At 61.4% G+C, this 17,570-nt stretch carries 21 protein-coding genes; 19 read left to right on the plus strand and 2 right to left on the minus strand.

What is annotated here, in order from left to right:
* The first annotated feature begins 66 nt into the window (after positions 1–66).
* From bshC to FOI68_RS15405, 13 genes are all read left to right on the plus strand, one after another.
* Positions 67–1,689 carry a bacillithiol biosynthesis cysteine-adding enzyme BshC gene (gene bshC, locus FOI68_RS15345; protein ID WP_029099938.1) on the plus strand — a complete coding sequence of 541 codons (1,623 nt, stop codon included), beginning with the start codon at positions 67–69 and terminating at the stop codon, positions 1,687–1,689.
* A 240-nt stretch (positions 1,690–1,929) separates the two neighbouring features.
* Positions 1,930–2,979 carry an S-layer homology domain-containing protein gene (locus FOI68_RS15350; protein WP_143863672.1) on the plus strand — a complete coding sequence of 350 codons (1,050 nt, stop codon included), beginning with the start codon at positions 1,930–1,932 and terminating at the stop codon, positions 2,977–2,979.
* Between the two features lie 208 nt (positions 2,980–3,187).
* A complete protein-coding gene (locus tag FOI68_RS15355) occupies positions 3,188–3,742 on the plus strand; it encodes a hypothetical protein (RefSeq protein ID WP_143863673.1) in 555 nt (184 codons plus the stop codon).
* A 534-nt stretch (positions 3,743–4,276) separates the two neighbouring features.
* Positions 4,277–4,717, plus strand: a complete 441-nt coding sequence (locus FOI68_RS15360; RefSeq protein ID WP_143863674.1) for a hypothetical protein — start codon at positions 4,277–4,279, stop codon at positions 4,715–4,717.
* 8 nt (positions 4,718–4,725) lie between these two features.
* On the plus strand, positions 4,726–5,931 hold the full coding sequence (gene alr / locus FOI68_RS15365; RefSeq protein ID WP_035299232.1) for an alanine racemase: 1,206 nt from the start codon (positions 4,726–4,728) through the stop codon (positions 5,929–5,931).
* Between the two features lie 170 nt (positions 5,932–6,101).
* Positions 6,102–6,401 carry a CopG family ribbon-helix-helix protein gene (locus FOI68_RS15370; protein ID WP_029101003.1) on the plus strand — a complete coding sequence of 100 codons (300 nt, stop codon included), beginning with the start codon at positions 6,102–6,104 and terminating at the stop codon, positions 6,399–6,401.
* Between the two features lie 3 nt (positions 6,402–6,404).
* Positions 6,405–6,755: a type II toxin-antitoxin system PemK/MazF family toxin gene (locus tag FOI68_RS15375; protein ID WP_005830205.1), complete on the plus strand. Its 351-nt coding sequence runs from the start codon at positions 6,405–6,407 to the stop codon at positions 6,753–6,755.
* Between the two features lie 126 nt (positions 6,756–6,881).
* Positions 6,882–7,358, plus strand: a complete 477-nt coding sequence (locus FOI68_RS15380; protein ID WP_082059668.1) for an anti-sigma regulatory factor — start codon at positions 6,882–6,884, stop codon at positions 7,356–7,358.
* Positions 7,355–8,356 carry a PP2C family protein-serine/threonine phosphatase gene (locus FOI68_RS15385; RefSeq protein ID WP_143863675.1) on the plus strand — a complete coding sequence of 334 codons (1,002 nt, stop codon included), beginning with the start codon at positions 7,355–7,357 and terminating at the stop codon, positions 8,354–8,356. The genes FOI68_RS15380 and FOI68_RS15385 overlap by 4 nt, the downstream gene beginning before the upstream one ends.
* 26 nt (positions 8,357–8,382) lie before the next feature.
* Positions 8,383–8,736: an STAS domain-containing protein gene (locus FOI68_RS15390; protein ID WP_029101006.1), complete on the plus strand. Its 354-nt coding sequence runs from the start codon at positions 8,383–8,385 to the stop codon at positions 8,734–8,736.
* Positions 8,709–9,200, plus strand: a complete 492-nt coding sequence (gene rsbW, locus FOI68_RS15395; protein ID WP_143863676.1) for an anti-sigma B factor RsbW — start codon at positions 8,709–8,711, stop codon at positions 9,198–9,200. The genes FOI68_RS15390 and rsbW overlap by 28 nt, the downstream gene beginning before the upstream one ends.
* Positions 9,169–9,957, plus strand: a complete 789-nt coding sequence (sigB, locus tag FOI68_RS15400) for an RNA polymerase sigma factor SigB (protein ID WP_029101008.1) — start codon at positions 9,169–9,171, stop codon at positions 9,955–9,957. The genes rsbW and sigB overlap by 32 nt, the downstream gene beginning before the upstream one ends.
* 108 nt (positions 9,958–10,065) lie before the next feature.
* Positions 10,066–12,225 carry a Tex family protein gene (locus tag FOI68_RS15405; RefSeq protein ID WP_143863677.1) on the plus strand — a complete coding sequence of 720 codons (2,160 nt, stop codon included), beginning with the start codon at positions 10,066–10,068 and terminating at the stop codon, positions 12,223–12,225.
* Between the two features lie 64 nt (positions 12,226–12,289).
* Here the strand turns inward: FOI68_RS15405 and cmpA are convergent, their stop codons facing one another.
* Both cmpA and FOI68_RS15415 read right to left on the minus strand, forming a co-directional pair.
* Positions 12,290–12,412 (minus strand): cortex morphogenetic protein CmpA, encoded by a 123-nt coding sequence (gene cmpA, locus FOI68_RS15410; protein WP_141669808.1) that lies wholly within the window; start codon positions 12,410–12,412, stop codon positions 12,290–12,292.
* Positions 12,413–12,491: 79 nt separating this feature from the next.
* Positions 12,492–12,827 (minus strand): hypothetical protein, encoded by a 336-nt coding sequence (locus FOI68_RS15415; RefSeq protein WP_035299237.1) that lies wholly within the window; start codon positions 12,825–12,827, stop codon positions 12,492–12,494.
* Positions 12,828–12,939: 112 nt separating this feature from the next.
* Between FOI68_RS15415 and FOI68_RS15420 the strand changes: the two genes are divergently transcribed.
* From FOI68_RS15420 to tsaD, 6 genes are all read left to right on the plus strand, one after another.
* Positions 12,940–13,413: a SprT family protein gene (locus FOI68_RS15420; protein WP_029101011.1), complete on the plus strand. Its 474-nt coding sequence runs from the start codon at positions 12,940–12,942 to the stop codon at positions 13,411–13,413.
* A gap of 118 nt (positions 13,414–13,531) precedes the next feature.
* Positions 13,532–14,545 carry a thiamine-phosphate kinase gene (thiL, locus tag FOI68_RS15425; RefSeq protein ID WP_029101012.1) on the plus strand — a complete coding sequence of 338 codons (1,014 nt, stop codon included), beginning with the start codon at positions 13,532–13,534 and terminating at the stop codon, positions 14,543–14,545.
* Positions 14,546–14,563: 18 nt separating this feature from the next.
* Positions 14,564–15,034, plus strand: a complete 471-nt coding sequence (tsaE, locus tag FOI68_RS15430; protein ID WP_029101013.1) for a tRNA (adenosine(37)-N6)-threonylcarbamoyltransferase complex ATPase subunit type 1 TsaE — start codon at positions 14,564–14,566, stop codon at positions 15,032–15,034.
* Entirely contained in the window at positions 15,015–15,737 is a 723-nt protein-coding gene (tsaB, locus tag FOI68_RS15435) for a tRNA (adenosine(37)-N6)-threonylcarbamoyltransferase complex dimerization subunit type 1 TsaB (RefSeq protein ID WP_029101014.1), read from the plus strand. Before tsaE ends, tsaB begins: the two co-directional genes overlap by 20 nt.
* 4 nt (positions 15,738–15,741) lie before the next feature.
* On the plus strand, positions 15,742–16,203 hold the full coding sequence (gene rimI, locus FOI68_RS15440; protein ID WP_143863678.1) for a ribosomal protein S18-alanine N-acetyltransferase: 462 nt from the start codon (positions 15,742–15,744) through the stop codon (positions 16,201–16,203).
* A complete protein-coding gene (gene tsaD, locus FOI68_RS15445; protein ID WP_044899699.1) occupies positions 16,200–17,276 on the plus strand; it encodes a tRNA (adenosine(37)-N6)-threonylcarbamoyltransferase complex transferase subunit TsaD in 1,077 nt (358 codons plus the stop codon). The genes rimI and tsaD overlap by 4 nt, the downstream gene beginning before the upstream one ends.
* Positions 17,277–17,570 lie beyond the last annotated feature (294 nt).

Here is a 17,570-nt window from a genome sequence, read left to right on the forward strand (position 1 = left end):
TTGTTTTTTACGGGAAGGGGGCATGGTATAATTTGCAGTGACATGGCGTAAGAAAGGTGAGCATCGATGAAAATTGAATGCGTTGCGCTTCCATTGGCGAACCCGCTGGCCGATGCGTACCAGCAGGGAAAAGCCGATGCGCTGCAATTTTTTGCGTACCATCCCTACCGTTCCGATTCGTACCGGGAGCGGATCGCGTGGCTCAAGGCCCGGCCGATCCCGCACCGGGAAGAACTGGCGGACGGATTGTATGCCTACAACAGCCAGATCGGCAATCACCCGGAGGCGCTGGCGCAGATTGAAAGGCTGCGATGTACGCAGACGCTGGTCGTCGTCGGCGGCCAGCAGGCCGGGGTGCTGACGGGGCCGCTGTATACGATCTACAAAGCCGTCCACCTGGTGCAGGCGGCGAAACGGCTGTCGGCGGAACTGCAGACGGAGGTCGTCCCGGTGTTCTGGATTGCCGGCGAAGACCACGATATTGACGAAATTGACCACCTCTACTGGCTGGCGGAGGGGGGGACGGCTCTGCGCAAAGGGCGGCTGGCTCTGCCGCGCAAAGGGCGTCCGTCGGCCAGCATGCTGCCCCTCGACCCGGACGAGTGCCGCCGCTTTCTGGCCGGGTTTTTTGCCGACCAGACGGAAACGGCGGAAACCGCCGTCATTCGGGATCTGCTGGAAGAATCGCTGGCCGCCTCCGAGACGGTGACGGACTGGTTCGCCCGCCTGATGGCCCGCCTGTTCGGCAAGCACGGCCTGGTGCTGGTAGAGTCCAGCCTGCCGTTTGTCCGCAAGCTGGAACAGCCGATGTTCCGCGCGATCCTCGAACAAAACGAACGGCTGGCCAGCCTGCTGCTGGACGCCGCCGAACGGATTGGAGCGGCCGGATACCCGCTGCAGCTTCAGGTGGAGGCGCATCAGGCCAACCTGTTTCTCTACGAGGACGGGGACCGTTTGCTCCTGGAGCGCCGCGGCGAACGTTTCGTGACGCGGCGCCGCAGCTACACCCGGGAGGAACTGATGCGGCTGGCGGAGACGGAGCCGGAGCGCTTCAGCGCCAATGTGGTGACCCGCGCGCTGATGCAGGAGCATCTGTTTCCCACGCTCGCCTTTGTGGCGGGGCCGGGAGAAGTGGCGTACTGGGCGTATTTCAAAGAGGTGTTTGAACACTTTGGGCTTCGCCTGCCGATCGTGCTGCCCCGCCTGTCGGTTACCCTGGTGGAAGGGGCGATGGAGCGGCTGCTGCGCGAGTGCGGCTTGACCGTCGAACGGATGCTGAAGGATTTTGCCGGGTGGAAAGCGGAATGGGAGGCGCGGCGGGAACCGCACCCCTTGGCCGGACGCTTCGAAGAGGTGCGGGAAGCCCTGCTCGACCTCTACCGTCCGCTCGTGGACGAGGTCGTCCGCCTGGAACCGGGCATGCGTCAGTTGGCCGAAAAGAATGTGGGCATGCTGATGGCCCAGGTGGATTTTTTGGAGAAGCGGCTGCTCCGCTCGCTGGACCAGCGGGAAGACGTGGGCAGGGTGCGCGTGCGGCGGCTGGAGGCGGCGCTCCTTCCCGAGGGAGCATGGCAGGAGCGGAAGCTGTCGTTTGTTCCCTTTGCCAACAAGCACGGACTCGACCTGGTCGACCGTCTGGTGGAAGCGCCGTTTGTGCACGACGGCACGCATCAGGTCATCTATCTGTAAACGCACGGACTGCAGTGCCAAGCCTTTGGGGCTTGGCCATTTTTCGAGCTTCGGCATGTTCATCCGGACCGCCGCCGGCATCACGCGGCGGTCCGCGTCCGGCGGTGTCGCAGCGGGCGTGAGGCAGCCCGCTTGCTGTCGAATGGAAAAAGGTGTTAGTCCCTGTTGTCGAAACATTTTTTGCCCCCTTGCGTCATACAAGTGACAGGCGGAAAACCTGCGAAAGGTGGTCGTGGCGACATGCAGCGCAGTGTGCGGCGAGGAATGCGGCTGTTGGCCGGATTGGCGCTGGTGGTTTCGGCCGTGCTGGCCGGATGGGCGGGCGGCGCGGCAACGGCTGCGGCCCGGACGGAAGGCGGGCCGCCGAACGGCGTGTTTGCCGATACGCGAAGCCATTGGGCCGCGTGGGAGATCGCCGAGGCGGCCAAGTCCGGCCTGCTGCGCGGATTTCCCGACGGGACGTTTCGGCCCGACGAGCCGGTTACCCAGGAGCAGTTCATGGCGCTGGTGGAACGGGTGCTGCCGCCGTTCGAGGGCCACGAGGCGGATGCGGTCGTGCGCGAACACGATCTGTCCGCCGTGCGCGGACGCTGGTCGGAAATCACGTACGTCCATCTGCTGGCGGCGGGCATCGTTCCGACGGGAAAGCCGTTTGACACGCTGAACCGCTTGGAGGCGGCACGGCTGCTTTTGGCCGCGCTGGGGCACCAGTCGGAAGGAGAGAAATACCGCGGGACCAAGGCCCGATTTTTTACCGACATCTCCCCTGCTGACGAATCCCGGGTGCTGACGGTCTACCCCGTCTACAAGCTGGGCGTGATGACCGGCTACCCGGACGGCGCGTTTCGCCCCGGCGAAGCGGTCAGCCGGGCGCAGGCGGTCGTGCTGCTGGGGCGGGTCAAACAGAAAATCGCCGAGCTCTACCCGGGCCGGGTGACGCCGGACGAGCAGCGGGCGATGACGCAGGCGGTGCGGACGTTTGTGCAGGACGTGATGGATCAGCAAAAGATCCGCCGTTTTGACGATCTCCTCCGGTACGTGCGCGAGCGCAAGCTGCCGGTGACGGAGAAGTTTTTGCAGGAACACTTTTCGTTCATGAGGTACGAGGTGTACGATTTCATCCGTTTCCCCCGGTTTGACGAGCTGATCTACTACGCCAAAATCGGCCCGGACAAGTACCGGATGACCGTGCAGTATTACGCCGGGGATCTGGGCGGAAGCGTGGACAAGACGTTTTACCTTTCATCCAAAGACGGCAAAACCTTTCAGTTGATCGGCAAAGACGAATAGAGAATCACGGGGCTGCGGGCGGCGGAACGACGGGCTTTTCTGACAGACAAAGAGGCGGCCGCAACAGACGCGAGCAGGCTGCGCAGGTGATGTTCCGCACGCGAAACGGCCCCGGCCGAATAAACGGAGAAGGGAAGCCATTCCGAAGAAGCCGGTCCCTCGGCGGCGACGGGATCCGGCGCAACGTTCGAAGCGTGGGGGGAACCGCGTGCTGCCTGTAACAGACGTCAGCAAATGGCAGGAGCTCAAGGCCAGCTATGAACGGATTTTTCTCGGCACGTCTCCTTCTGAACCCATGTACCAGTGCCATATCGCTGAGAAATTGATCGTGTTTCCCATTGAGGGAATGCACCTGACGGAAGAGCAGTATCACGCGCTGGTGCAGGCTGCTGCGTTCACTGACGATACGGAATTTTACGTGTCCGAAATCGAAATGCCGGATGGGTTTGACAGACGATACGATCCCGAACGCGCTACCCATTGGAAGTCGAGCGCAGCATGTCCGTATCAAGCGTACCGGGATACCACGATCGTGCTGGAAAACGCCATCTATTCACGTTCCGGCCGATGGGGCGTCATCCTGTCCGCTGAAGATCACGCCGTCGTGGGCGGCTCCAGCGAATTTATGGCGGCGTTTAGGCGTTTCTATCCCCGCTGGCCGTTGGATATGGACGCATTTGCGTCCTGTTGGAGCGAGTACGCCAGGTCCAGAAATACGGATGTGACATGGCTTTCCGCCTATATCGATTACATCTATAAATGAAAAAGCACAGGTGATTCGGGGGCGTTCAGAACGCTCCCTTTTCTTCTTACCGATTTGAAAAAAGAGTAAGGCGAAGCACGCCTTACTCTCAGACTGAAGACAAACCAATTGTATCGAAGGAGAAGCATGTTTCCAGGCAGAGCGACTTGTGAAGCCCTACCGAGCGGAGCAGCGATTTGCGGGAAAAAGGAGCGCCACCTTTGAATGGTCTGCGGAGCGATACGGCTTTGGCGATCCCCCGCAAATCGGTGCGGAGCGTGCAGCCTGTGCTTCCCTGCTGGGCGAGCATGGAGCGGAAGCCGGAAACGTGCTTCTCCCCCCAGCAGTCACTTTGTCTACACACTCGGGACGGCATTGGCCGTCCTTTTTTGTCGTGTGTGGCGCCGTCTCTGACGCATCGACCTCGATGCCGGGGAACAGGCGGCGGGTTCAGCGGACGAAAAGGAACGGTCTGCCGGCGTATAAGCGAATTGACATACAGCGGCAGAAAGCGATAAAGTCGAAGTAACTACGCGATGAGGTGAAGCAGCATCCATGAAAAAAACGTCCGATGAGATTTTGTACCAGGAAGAGTCCGGCTACAAAGACCTGCTGCTGCGCAAAAACATGAAAATGCGCATCATGGAGACGCTTTTCTTTGTTGTCGGGATGCTCCTTTTGTCTCAATTTTTCAACACCCAGACAACGGCTTTCAAAGTGCTCGCCTTTGCCATCGCGATCGCGGTCGTCGGCCTGGCGCCGTTTGTGTACAAGTATACGCTGCGGCCGTCGTACAAGCTGACCAGGACGCATCTGATCGTCTCCATGGGCGGCCGGGAGACGAGCTATCCGCTGTCGGAGGTGGAGCCGATTTTTGAAGGCCGCCATTTGTACAAGCTGGGCGGCAAGCGGCATTCGTTGATGGTGTCCCGGCAGTTTCTCAACCATCTCAACGAACGGCTGTTTGTCTATCAAAAGCTGCAAAAGAGGAGATAACGAACGAGATGAAACCGTACTGCCGCGATACCTGGGTTGAAGTGGATCTGGATGCGATTCGGGCCAATGTGCAGGCGTTCCGCCGCCACATACCGGCTTCCGCCGGCATCATGGCCGTCGTCAAGGCGGACGGCTACGGACACGGCGCCTTTCACGTCGGCAGGGAAGCGCTGGACAGCGGTGCCGATTCGCTCGCCGTGGCGATGCTGGACGAAGCGATTGTGCTGAGAAAGGCGGGGATCACCGCGCCCATCCTGGTGCTCGGCTACACGCCCCCGGATTCGGTGGTGGCCGCCAGCCGCTGGGAGGTGGAGCTGACGGCCTACCACGCCGACTGGATGACGGAGGCGAACCGTTTGCTGCAGGAGGCGTCGGCCAAGCCCGTCGGCATTCACATCAAGGTGGATACGGGCATGGGCAGAATCGGCGTGCGCGCCAAAGACGAGCTGTTTGCCGTGGTGGAAGCGCTCGAAAACAGCCCCATGCTCCGCTGGGCGGGCATTTTCACGCACTTTGCCACCGCCGACGAACCGGATGTCACGCTGGTCTGCGAGCAGCACGAGCGGTTCCAGTCGTGTTTGCGCGCCTTGCGGGAGACGGGCAGGCGGCTGCCGCGCGTTCACTGCTCCAATACCGCTGCCGCCATCGCCTTTCCCGAATGGGGGTATGATACGATCCGTTTGGGCATAGGTTTATACGGATTATACCCTTCCGCCTACATGAAGCAGCAGGCTCGCGTGCAACTGGTTCCGGCGCTTTCCCTGAAGACCCGGATTGCCCATGTCAAGCGAATGACCGAAGCGCCCTACACGACCAGCTACGGGGCGACGTACACCGCGCAGCCGGGCGAGCAGATCGCCACGCTCCCGATCGGCTATGCCGACGGGTTTTCCCGGCTGCTGTCCAATCGCGGATCGGTTCTGGTCGAGGGCTGTCGGGCGCCGGTGGTCGGCAGGGTCTGCATGGACCAGATCATGGTCAGGATCGATCACGGAACGGCACGGGTAGGTGACGAGGTGGTGCTGTACGGCAAACAGGGGGACGACGAAATCTCGCTGGATGAAGTGGCCGATTGGTTGGGGACGATTAACTACGAGGTCGCGTGCATGCTTGATCACCGCATTCCGCGCGTCTACCTGCGCGGCGGCAAAGTGGTGGACGTGTACCATTCGCTGACGAGACAGCACGACCTGTCACAAAGTGTAAATAACTAGCAGTCGACATCAGGCAGGAATTTGCGGATGGAACGCGAATACAAGTAGAGCGCAAAACGGGCTTTTTTTGCCTGACAGCGATCGGACAGGTATATTTTTGAAAATGGTTCGACATAATGGTATTGTTCCTACCGGATCGCGGTGGAACGAGCACTGCGGATGTTACGGTCATGGTTGGAGGTGGATTTGTCTTGTCTAAGTCTAACACGAAACGCATCATGATCAGCTTGCCACAGCACTTGCTTCAGGAAGTGGATGGCGTCATTCAAAAAGAAAAATCCAATCGCAGCGAGTTTATTCGCCAGGCGATGCACCTTTACTTGAAAGAGCGCAAAAAGCGTGTCATTCGCGAAACCATGCAAAAGGGTTACATGGAAATGGCGAAAATCAATCTGAAAATGGCATCGGAGGCATTTGGCGCAGAGGAAGAGGCTGACCATACTCTTATCCGCTTAGTTAGCGGGGTGTGACTTGTGATTGTCAAACGTGGCGATGTGTTTTTCGCTGACCTGTCACCGGTCGTTGGCTCTGAACAGGGAGGCGTGCGGCCTGTTTTAGTCATTCAAAACGATATTGGCAATCGCTTTAGTCCAACGGTCATCGTCGCCGCCATCACGGCGCAGATTCAGAAGGCGAAACTGCCGACGCATGTAGAGATTGACGCAAAAACGTACGGATTTGACCGTGACTCCGTGATTCTGCTGGAACAGATTCGAACCATTGACAAACAACGGCTGACCGATAAAATAACGCATCTGGACGACGAGATGATGGATCGCGTCAATGAATCCCTGCAGATCAGCCTGGGACTCATTGACTTTTAATCGTTTGCCGGATGCTCAGACAGCAAAAACCACTTGTGCGACAAGTGGTTTTTTTGCTGTGGGGGCAGGGATTCGAAACGGCGGCAGCGAAATGATTCCGTAGACAAAAAATGACACGTTTTGCTAATGGATCGGATCGGTGACAAGCGCGGATGGAAGGAGTTTCCGGTTGTGACAGAGCCTTATTCAGAACAAGTCAACATCGCAACAGAGGCGGACATTGTCACGGCCAGGCAGATCGGCCGCAACATGGCGAGACAACTGGGCTTCGGCACCATTATGCAGTCCCGCATCGCCACCACCATCTCCGAACTGGCGCGTAACATCTACTTGTACGCGGACAGCGGCACGATTTTCATCGAACAGGTGGTGCGGGACAGCCGTGTCGGGCTGCGGATCACGGCTGCCGACACCGGTCCGGGCATCGCCGACATTCGCAAGGCGATGGAGGACGGGTATTCCACGTCAGGCGGTTTGGGAGCGGGACTGCCGGGGGTGAAGCGGATGATGGACGATTTTTTTCTGGAGAGCGTCCCCGGAAAAGGAACGCGTGTCATCGTCGTCAAGTGGCGGAACGAAGCGGGGGGAGGTGACCCCGGTTGACGGATTACGACCTGGAAGAACAGTATGCGCGCCTGCTGCGGGATTACCGGGAGGGCAAAGGAGAAGCCCAATTGTACGGAGCCCAGCAGTTGGGAAAGCAGCTCTTGGCCCGCAACGTCTCCCCGGAAGAGCTCGCCGACCTGCACGGACGGGCGCTGGAGCGTTTGGGGCCGGTTCCCGAGTTCGTCCGGGAGTCGTTTCAGATTTTGACGGAAATCATGATCGAGTATGGTAACACTTACCGCTCGATTCACAGTTGGCGGAGCCGGCATCAACAGTTGGAGTCGGAAATCGCCGTAGCCTCCGCGATGCAGCAGGCACTGCTGCCGCAGAGGCTTCCCTCCTGCCCCGGTGTGGACGTGGGGCTGATCAGCGTTCCGGCCAAGCAGATGAGCGGCGACTACTACGATTTTGTCTGCCACGACAGCCACAGGTTCAGCCTGGCGATCGCCGACATAACGGGCAAGGGGATTCCCGCGGCCATGTGCATGTCGATGCTCAAATACGCCATCGACGGCCTGGGCGAGATGGAGCTGGGGCCGGCGGACATCCTGCGTCATTTGAACAATGTCGTGGAGCGGAACCTCGATCCGAGCATGTTTGTCACGATGGTGTACGGCCGTTACGACGCGGCTGTTCACCGCTTTTGCTACGCGACGGCGGGACATGAGCCGGGGTTTTTGTACCGGCGGGCCGAGGACCGCTTTTACGATCTCGAAGGCCGGGGCGCGGCCCTGGGAATTGCGCCGGGAAGCACGTACGAGGAGCGGGAAGTGGCGCTCGAACCGGGAGATTGCCTGATCCTGTTGACGGACGGCGTGACGGAACGCAAGGTGGGGAGAGCGTACTTCCAAAGGGAGGAGCTGGTTTCCTATCTGCAGGGGGAAGTGGGGGCACCTGCCCAGGAGATGGCCAACCGCCTCTACCGCAGGCTGCTGCTCCTCTCCCAGTTTGAACTGCCGGATGATTACACCATGATCATACTTCGACGTACGTGAGCACAGCATACGGGAGGGAGTTGCGGATGGACCTGACGATTACGCACACAAGCAACGGCGGTGAACACGTGCTGGTACTCGCAGGGGAAATCGACGCCTTTACGGGGCCGCAGCTAAAGGAGCGCCTGCTGCCGCTGGTCAACCAGCCGGACGTGAGGAGCGTCGCCGTGGATCTGACAGCCGTTGAATACATGGACAGCACGGGGATCGGTATTTTTGTCGCGGCGATGAAAGCGTGCAGGCAGACGGGCTGCCGGCTCGTCGTGGAACGTCTGTCGCCGCGCGTGGAGCGGCTATTTCGCCTCACCGGATTGTATGAACGAATTGTTCCCCGCAAAGGAGAGAGCGACGAATGGCGCAACGACCTGAGGCCGATGTGATCCGACTGACGCTGCCAGCCCGGGCGGGGTATGTGGGCGTTGTCCGCCTGACTGTTTCGGGCATTGCCAACCGGATGGGATTTGCCTACGAGGAGATCGAAGACATCAAGCTGGCGGTGGCCGAGGCCTGCACCAACGCGGTGAACCACGCCTACGACCGCTCCGCCGAGGAGATGGAGCTGAGCGTCACCTGCCGCGTGTTTCCGGATCGCCTGGTCATCGAAGTGGCAGATCAGGGGAAAGGGTTTTGGTTTGACGGACAGCCGGCAGATTTGAGGCCGATCCACCCCGATGCGGACCTCGACGACGTGGCCGAAGGAGGACTGGGTCTGTTCCTGATCCATGCGCTGATGGACGAAGTGGTCGTTCAGGTGGGCGAGGGAGTGACGGTTTCCATGACCAAGTACGTGCGGGGGGATGGGGTGGCTTGCGATGACCGGGCAGATTCCGAAGCGGAAGCCTAGCCGCGAAGAGCTGATTCGGCTGGTCGGCGCGTTTCGTGAGACAGGGGACCCCGGTTTGCAGGAGGAACTGGTTCGCGCCTATACCCCACTCGTGGAGACGCTTGCGAAAAAATTCGTGCGCGGCCAGATTTCCTACGAGGACGTGTTTCAGGTGGGCATGCTCGGGCTGCTTGCCTCCTTTCGCCGGTTTGACCCCTCGCTGGGCCGCACGTTCGAGAGTTTTGCCGTTCCGACCATTGTCGGGGAGATCAAGCGCTACATCCGCGACAAGACCTGGAGCGTCCACGTCCCCCGGCGGATCAAGGAGCTGAGCCCGAAGATCAAGCGTACGGCGGACGAACTGACCGCCCGCCTGCAGCGCTCCCCGCAGATTGCGGAAATCGCGGACGCGCTCGGCATCAGCGAGGAAGACGTGCTGGAGACGCTGGAGATGGGACGGAGCTACTATTCCCTGTCGATCGACAGCGAGCTGGAGTCGGACAGCGACGGCAACGCCGTCTCGCTTCTGGACGTGGTCGGGGTGGAAGAGGAAGGGTATGACCGGATCGACCGGCAGTTGATGCTGGACCGCGCCCTGCATGCGTTGGACAAACGGGAACAGGCCATCATTCATCTTACGTTTTATCGGAATTTGAGCCAAAAGCAGGCAGGGGATCTGCTGGGCATGTCCCAGATGCACGTTTCACGGCTGCAGCGCAGGGCTCTCGGCAAACTGCGGGCGGCGCTGCAGGCTGACCAACCCGACATCGTAACGTAACCGACGGCGGAGGTGGACACCACCTCCGTTTTTTGCGCGATTCGCGCTGGGGGGCCATTTGCCGGTTGTGTTACAATAACCGCGTAGGACGAGTGCAGGAGGTACGGAATGGACCGAACGTTGATGATCCAGACGATCGCGCAGGAGACGGGCGTCAAGCCGCATCAGGTGGAGCGCACGATCACCTTGCTGGACGAAGGCAATACAGTGCCGTTTATCGCCCGGTACCGCAAGGAAATGACCGGGGAGCTGGACGAAACCCAGATTCGCGCCATCGACGAGCGCGTTCGTTATTTGCGCAACCTGTCCGTGCGCAAGGAAGAGGTAATCCGGCTGATCGAGGAGCAGGGCAAGCTGACCGACGAGTTGAAGGCGGCCATCGAGCGCGCCGTCAAGCTGCAGGAAGTGGAGGATTTGTACCGGCCGTACCGGCAGAAGCGGCGGACCCGGGCCACGATGGCCAAGGAAAAGGGCCTGGAGCCGCTGGCCGTGTACCTGTTGAGCCTGCCTGCGGCGGGTGATCCGGCAGCGGAGGCGGCAGCGTACGTCGACCCCGAAAAGGGAGTGGAGTCGGCGGAGCAGGCGCTGCAGGGAGCGGTGGACATCGTGGCCGAACAGATCTCGGACGACGCAGAGATTCGGCAGTGGATCCGGCAGCGGACGTTCCAGAAAGGGACGCTGGTGACGGAGCAAAAGGCGGAGGAAGCGGACGGGAAAAACGTCTACCAGATGTACTACGCCTTCAGCGAGCCGCTGAAAAAGGTGGTCCCCCACCGCGTGCTGGCGATCAACCGGGGCGAGAACGAAGGCATCCTGAAGGTCGCGGTCGAGGCGCCGGTGGAGGAAATCCTCGCCTATCTGAAAAAACGCGTCGTCGCCCGGGAGACGGTGGCCCGCCCCTGGTTGGAAGCGGCGGTGGAAGACAGCTACAAGCGCCTGATCGCTCCGTCGATCGAGCGGGAAGTGCGGGCCGAGCTGACGGAGACGGCGGAAAAGAGGGCGATTCACATTTTCGCGGAAAACCTCCGCAACCTCTTGCTGCAGCCGCCGCTGAAAGGCAAAGTGGTGCTGGGCGTGGACCCGGCCTACCGGACCGGCTGCAAGCTGGCCGTGGTGGACGAGACCGGCAAACTGCTGGATGTGGCCGTCATCTACCCGACGCCGCCCGCCAACAAGGTGGCGGAAGCGGCGGCCAAGGTAAAGGCGCTGATCGAGAAATACGGCGTGCACGTCGTCGCCATCGGCAACGGAACCGCCTCGCGGGAGACGGAGCAGTTCATCGCCGGGGTCCTGAAGGATCTGAAGCAGAGCGTGTTTTACATCATCGTCAACGAGGCGGGCGCTTCCGTCTACTCCGCTTCGGAACTGGCCAAGGAAGAATTCCCCGAGCTGGACGTGGCCGAGCGCAGCGCCGTCTCGATCGCCCGCCGGCTGCAGGACCCGCTGGCCGAACTGGTCAAGATCGATCCCAAATCAATCGGCGTGGGCCAATACCAGCACGACGTCTCCCAGTCCCGCCTGGCAGAGAGCCTGCAGTTCGTCGTGGAGTCGGCGGTCAACCACGTCGGGGTGGACGTAAATACCGCTTCCCCCTCCCTGCTGCAGTACGTCTCCGGCATCAGCCGCCAGGTGGCCGGCAACATCGTGAAGAAGCGGGAGGAAATCGGAAAGTTCACCGACCGCTCGCAGTTGAAAGACGTGCCTCGTCTCGGGGCCAAGACGTACGAACAGTGCATCGGCTTTTTGCGGATCATGGACGGCGCCAATCCGCTGGACAAAACGCCGATCCACCCCGAATCCTACACGGCGGTGCACAAGCTGCTGGCGATCATCGGAATCACCCCCGAAGAGATCGGCAGCCAGACCTGCCGCGAACGGCTGCAGGCGCTGGATCTGGCCGAGACGGCGCGGCAATTGGAGATCGGCGAACCGACGCTTGCGGATATCGTCGACAGCCTGCTGCGCCCCGGACGTGACCCGCGGGACGAACTGCCCAAGCCCCTGCTGCGCAGCGACGTCCTCCAGCTCTCCGACCTGTCCGTGGGGATGAAGCTGCAGGGCACGGTACGCAACGTGGTGGACTTCGGAGCGTTTGTGGACATCGGGCTGAAAAACGACGGACTTGTCCACATCTCCCGGATGCGCAAAGGCTTTGTCAAACACCCGTTGGACGTGGTGACGGTGGGCGACATCGTCGACGTCTGGGTAGTGGAGATCGATGAAAAGCGGCAGCGCGTCGGCTTGACGATGATTGCCCCCGAGGAGTGACAAAAGAGCCCGGACTCCTCCGTCCGGGCCAAGGGAGGCCGCCCACAAAAAAAGCGGCCTCCTCTTACTCCAGGCGGCCGCCGTGTTTTTCCCAATATAGAAACCAGCAACTGTTCAACAGGCGAATCTGCCGCAAGTCCTTCCCGAAGAAGGCACGCTGCAGCTGCCTGCGCATCCACTGTGGCATGAGAGTACCTCCTGGCGTCAATCGTCTATTGGCAATGTATGCCGAAGACGCGCCGGAGGTACCTGTTTCTTTGCGAAGCTTATTCCTCTTCGTTCAAAAACTCAAGCTGCGCCTGCAGGGCGCGGATTTCCGTGAGCAGGGAGACGAGCGGATACTCGCTCTCCTGAAGAGCGGCAAAACGGCGCTCCAGGCGGCTGACGTAGGCGAGGCCCTCTTCGACCGGGCAGGCGTCGCTCAGCAGTTCCAGCCCGGTGCACTCGGCGACGATGACGGGCAGTTCCGGACGGTCTGCGATGGTCAGCTTGCCGATCTCCTTGTGCAGCCGTTTGAGCAATGCGACCAGTTGGTACATATGGGATTCGGGCATGGCGACAAAGCGCAGCCCGGTTTGTTCCTGCAAAATCAGATAACGCATAAGTCCTCCACCATTCTACGTGTCTTTCCCAACAAGTGTAGCCTATTCATCCGCCACTTTTCAATATGTGCGGGAAAGGTCGGGGGACAGGCGGGAGGACGGGGAGGAAACCATGACGGATCAGGAATTGCAGACGCTGGTGGAAGCCATATCGGAGGAGTTTTTTGGCAAACCGTTCCGCCACCGCGCCCGCTTTAACCGGCGGCTGCGCACGACAGGCGGGCGGTACCTGCTCCAATCACACGATATCGAATTGAACCCCCGCCACCTGGAAGAGCACGGGGAAGCGGAACTGATCGGGATCATCAAACACGAGCTGTGCCACTACCACCTGCACCTGGAAAAACGGGGGTATCGGCACGCCGACCGGGAGTTTCGCGAGCTGTTGAAACAGGTGGGCGGCAGCCGGTACTGCCGGGAGGTAAGCGGCGGCCGGACCCGGCTGCCCTACCGGTACGAGCTGGTCTGCCGGGCGTGCGGCATGCGCTACAAGCGCAAGCGAAAGATGAACCCGGCCCGATACCGCTGCGGCCGCTGCCGGGGAAAGCTGTCGCTCAGGGAGCTGGCGCCGGCGGACGGCGGCTGACTGCCGGCGGGGGAAGCGCAGGAGACAGCGGGGCTCGTCAGTGGAAGCCCGCTTCCTTGCGCGCCTTTGTACGGCAACGGTATAATGAATGCACTATGTGGAAAAAGGAGCGTTCGCGGTGGCGCACGACGAATTTTCGCTCATCCGCCAGTGGACGAGCCGCTCGGCCGGCCAGGAAGGAAACGGGCTTTCAGTGGGGATCGGCGACGATGCCGCCGTCTTTTCCCCCTCCCCGGGCATGGAGGTGGTCGCCTGCTGTGACGCCATGGTGGAAACCGTCCATTTTCTGCGGGAGACGATGAAGCCGAGCGATATCGGCTACAAGGCGGTCATCAGCAATATCAGCGACGTGGCGGCGATGGGCGGGATCGCCCGCTTTGCCCTGGTCAGCATCGCCGTACCGCCGCGCTGGACGGCGGCGGAATGCCGGGAGATCTACGACGGGATTTACGAGGCGTGCGCGGCGTACGGTGTCCGGGTGATCGGCGGGGACACGGTGGCGGCGCCCGACGCCCTGCACCTTTCCGTGACCGTATTGGGGGAAGTGGAAAAGGGGCGGGCGCTTCGCCGCTCGGGTGCGCGGCCGGGGCAGCTCGTGTTTGTGACCGGTCATCTGGGAGGGTCGGCCGCAGGACTTCACCTGCTGCTGCAGACCAGAGACGCGGGGGCGCGGGTGCCGTCCGAGTGGTCCGTGCTGGTCGCCTGCCACCAGCGGCCCGCGGCGCAGATTGAGGCGGGACGCCTGCTGCTCGCGTCCGGTTCGGCGGGGGCGCTGAACGACATCAGCGACGGGCTTGCCTCCGAGCTGTGGGAGATCGCCGAAGCGAGCGGCGTGAGACTGGTGGTGGACGCCGCGCAGGTGCCGGTGCACGAAGCGACCCGGGCGTACGCCGCACAGGCGGGCAGGGACCCGCTGGACTGGGCGCTGTACGGAGGCGAAGACTATCAGTTGGTGGGCACGGTGGACCCGGCGGGCGCGGAGACGCTTGCGCGGCGATGTGCCCAATCGGGCATTTCCTTCACCGTCATCGGCCGCGTGGAAGAGGGCGGACCGTCCGTCACGCTGTGCCGCGACGGCGTATGCGGTCCGCTGGCAAAAGCGGGCTACAATCATTTTGCACAAGCCGACTGACAAGAGAGGATGACAGGGATGACATACAGGTGGACGCTGTCCGGAGTCGGGGACACCCAGCGCTTTGCCGAGCGTCTGGCCGAACGGCTGCGGCCGGGCGACTTTCTGGCGCTGGAGGGCGACCTGGGCGCGGGCAAGACGACATTTACCCAGGGGCTGGCCCGCGGTCTGGGCGTGCGGCAGGTGGTGAACAGTCCGACGTTTACCATCATAAAAGAGTATCAGGGACGGCTGCCGCTTTATCACATGGATGTCTACCGGGTGGGAGACGATGTGGATTCGCTCGGCCTGGACGAGTATTTTTTCGGTGATGGAGTCTGCGTGGTCGAGTGGGCTTCCCTGATCGAGGATGTGCTGCCGCAGGAGCGGCTGACGGTCATCCTGCGAAACGAGGGGGCGGACACCCGCCGTATCGAACTTGTGCCGCAGGGGGAGCGGTATGTGACTTTGTGCGAGGAGTTTGATGGTGATGCGCGTACTGGCGATTGACACGTCCAACCTGGTGTTGAGCGTAGCCGTGGTGGAGGAGGGACGGGTGCTGGCGGAAGTGACCACCAACCAGCAAAAAAACCACTCCGTCCGCCTGATGGACTGCGTCTCCCGGCTGCTGGACGAGACGGACACGCGGCCGGAACAGCTTTCCGGCATCGGCGTGGCAAAAGGGCCCGGATCGTATACGGGTGTCCGCATCGGCGTCGCCACGGCCAAAAGCATCGCCTGGGCACTGAACCTGCCCGTGGTCGGCGTCTCCAGCCTGCAGGCGGTGGCGCAGAACGCGCTGGGCTTTCCGGGGCTGATCGTTCCCTTGTTTGACGCGCGGCGGGGACAAGTTTACAGCGGAGCGTACCGGACGGCAGGAATGGAGGCAGTCTCGGTTCAGTTGGCCGAACGCATCATCCTGCTCTCCGACTGGCTGCCGCTGCTGCGCGAACAGGCCGCAGGGGAACCGATCCTGTTCCTGGGCGAAGACGTCCGCCTGCATCGGGAGACGATTGCGGCGGTGCTGGGAGATCAAGCCCGGTTTGCTCCGGCTTCGCACAACCATCCGCGGGCGGCCCATATCGGCCTTCTGGCACTGGGCGAGATCGAAAACGCCGGATCGGCGCACGACCTGGTGCCCGAGTATCTGCAGTTGGCGGAAGCGGAAGCAAAGTGGCTGGCCCAAAATCAGGAGGGTTCCCAAAAGGAGTAGAGGCATGGAGCAACAAGAAGCGGTAGGATTTCGCTTTATGACGCTGGCCGACGTACACGCGGTCGCTGAACTGGAGCGGCTGTCGTTTACCACGCCCTGGCCGCCTGACGCGTTTGTCAACGAGCTGACGAGAAACCCCAACGCACGCTACGTTGTTGTCGTGAACCGGGAGAACAAGGTGATCGCCTACTGCGGGATGTGGGTGGTGCTGGACGAGGCGCACATTACCAACGTAGCCGTGCACCCCGACTGGCGGGGGAAAAAGATCGGGGAGCGGCTGATGCGCAAAATGATGGAAGTGGCCGTGGCGTATGGAGCGAAGAGCATGACGCTGGAAGTCCGCCCGTCCAACACCGTGGCCCGCCGCCTGTACGCCAAACTGGGCTTCGAGGAGCGGGGGCTGCGCAAACAGTACTATTCGGACAATAACGAAGACGCGATCATAATGTGGGTGACACTGCAATGAACAGAAGAGAACCTTCCCGCTACGAGGAACGCGTGCGGCAGGCATACCGGGCGCACAACGAATCGGGAGAACCAACGTACATCTTGGGGATCGAGACGAGCTGCGACGAGACGTCGGCTGCCGTGGTGCAGGACGGCCGCGTCGTGCTTTCCAACGTGATCGCCTCGCAGGCGGACATACACAAGCGCTTCGGCGGCGTGGTCCCGGAGGTAGCCTCCCGCCGTCATGTGGAAAACATCACGCTGACGATCGAGGAGGCCTTGACCCGGGCAGGCCGGACGCTGGACGACATCCATGCCATCGCGGTCACCTACGGCCCCGGTCTGGTAGGCGCGCTGCTGGTGGGCGTGGCGGCGGCCAAGGCCATATCCTTTGCCCGCGGCATCCCCCTGATCGGCGTTCATCACATCGCCGGCCACATCTACGCCAACCGGCTGGTGGAGGAGATGCGGTTTCCACTGGTGGCGCTGGTCGTCTCAGGCGGCCACACCGAGCTGGTCTTGATGAAAGCGCACGGCGAGTACGAGATCCTGGGAGAAACCCGGGACGACGCCGCCGGCGAAGCGTACGACAAAGTGGCGCGGGCGCTGAAGCTGCCCTATCCGGGCGGACCGCACATCGACCGACTGGCCCGCGAAGGAGAGCCGCGCGTGCCGCTGCCGCGCGCCTGGCTGGAGCCGGACTCCTATGATTTCAGCTTCAGCGGGCTGAAGTCGGCGGTGCTCAATACGCTGCACAACGCTTCGCAGCGGGGCGAGACGATCGATCCCGCCGACCTGGCGGCCAGTTTTCAGGATTCGGTGACCGAGGTGCTGGTGGAAAAAACGATCCGGGCAGCCAGGGAATACGGCGCCCGGCAGGTGCTGCTGGCCGGCGGCGTGGCCGCCAACCGCGGGCTGCGTGAACGCCTGCAGCAGCGCTGCGAGGCGGAGGGCGTTGCCCTGGTCATCCCGCCGCTGTCGCTCTGTACCGACAACGCCGCGATGATCGCCGCCGCCGGGTACATCCACTACCAAAAAGGCCAGTTTGCCGGACTTGACCTGAACGGCGTGCCCGGCCTCCCCCTATCGTGATGAAAAGGGCTTGCGGATGTCACTCCGCGGGCTCTTTTTTTCAGAGAGACGCCATCTCGGTGTGGGGAGGCAAGCGATATGTCATGTTTCCTGACATTCATTTGCGAATTTTTCCGAAAAATTGTTGACTTTACGAATTTTCATGTTAGAATTTATTACATGAACACTCATCTTCTCTCCATCTCCTCATGGTGACCCAGGTATGGGTCTCTTTTTTTGCGCAAAAGGCTGAAAACGCCGCCTTTTTGCCTGGCAGAGGCTGAGTGGAAGAGAGCGCGCTCGCATTTCACACCT

The sequence above is a fragment of the Brevibacillus sp. LEMMJ03 genome, assembly GCF_007197875.1.
In the GTDB taxonomy this organism is placed as follows: Bacteria; Bacillota; Bacilli; order Brevibacillales; family Brevibacillaceae; genus Brevibacillus; species Brevibacillus thermoruber.

Excerpts from the sequence above, each read along its gene's own strand:
- bshC (WP_029099938.1), top strand. The coding sequence starts at position 67 with ATGAAAATTGAATGCGTTGCGCTTCCATTGGCGAACCCGCTGGCCGAT.
- FOI68_RS15350 (WP_143863672.1), top strand. The coding sequence starts at position 1,930 with ATGCAGCGCAGTGTGCGGCGAGGAATGCGGCTGTTGGCCGGATTGGCG.
- FOI68_RS15360 (WP_143863674.1), top strand. The coding sequence starts at position 4,277 with ATGAAAAAAACGTCCGATGAGATTTTGTACCAGGAAGAGTCCGGCTAC.
- alr (WP_035299232.1), top strand. The coding sequence starts at position 4,726 with ATGAAACCGTACTGCCGCGATACCTGGGTTGAAGTGGATCTGGATGCG.
- FOI68_RS15370 (WP_029101003.1), top strand. The coding sequence starts at position 6,102 with ATGGTTGGAGGTGGATTTGTCTTGTCTAAGTCTAACACGAAACGCATC.
- FOI68_RS15380 (WP_082059668.1), top strand. The coding sequence starts at position 6,882 with ATGGATCGGATCGGTGACAAGCGCGGATGGAAGGAGTTTCCGGTTGTG.
- FOI68_RS15390 (WP_029101006.1), top strand. The coding sequence starts at position 8,383 with ATGGACCTGACGATTACGCACACAAGCAACGGCGGTGAACACGTGCTG.
- rsbW (WP_143863676.1), top strand. The coding sequence starts at position 8,709 with ATGGCGCAACGACCTGAGGCCGATGTGATCCGACTGACGCTGCCAGCC.
- sigB (WP_029101008.1), top strand. The coding sequence starts at position 9,169 with ATGACCGGGCAGATTCCGAAGCGGAAGCCTAGCCGCGAAGAGCTGATT.
- FOI68_RS15405 (WP_143863677.1), top strand. The coding sequence starts at position 10,066 with ATGGACCGAACGTTGATGATCCAGACGATCGCGCAGGAGACGGGCGTC.
- cmpA (WP_141669808.1), bottom strand. The coding sequence starts at position 12,412 with ATGCCACAGTGGATGCGCAGGCAGCTGCAGCGTGCCTTCTTCGGGAAG.
- FOI68_RS15415 (WP_035299237.1), bottom strand. The coding sequence starts at position 12,827 with ATGCGTTATCTGATTTTGCAGGAACAAACCGGGCTGCGCTTTGTCGCC.
- FOI68_RS15420 (WP_029101011.1), top strand. The coding sequence starts at position 12,940 with ATGACGGATCAGGAATTGCAGACGCTGGTGGAAGCCATATCGGAGGAG.
- tsaE (WP_029101013.1), top strand. The coding sequence starts at position 14,564 with ATGACATACAGGTGGACGCTGTCCGGAGTCGGGGACACCCAGCGCTTT.
- tsaB (WP_029101014.1), top strand. The coding sequence starts at position 15,015 with ATGCGCGTACTGGCGATTGACACGTCCAACCTGGTGTTGAGCGTAGCC.
- rimI (WP_143863678.1), top strand. The coding sequence starts at position 15,742 with ATGGAGCAACAAGAAGCGGTAGGATTTCGCTTTATGACGCTGGCCGAC.
- tsaD (WP_044899699.1), top strand. The coding sequence starts at position 16,200 with ATGAACAGAAGAGAACCTTCCCGCTACGAGGAACGCGTGCGGCAGGCA.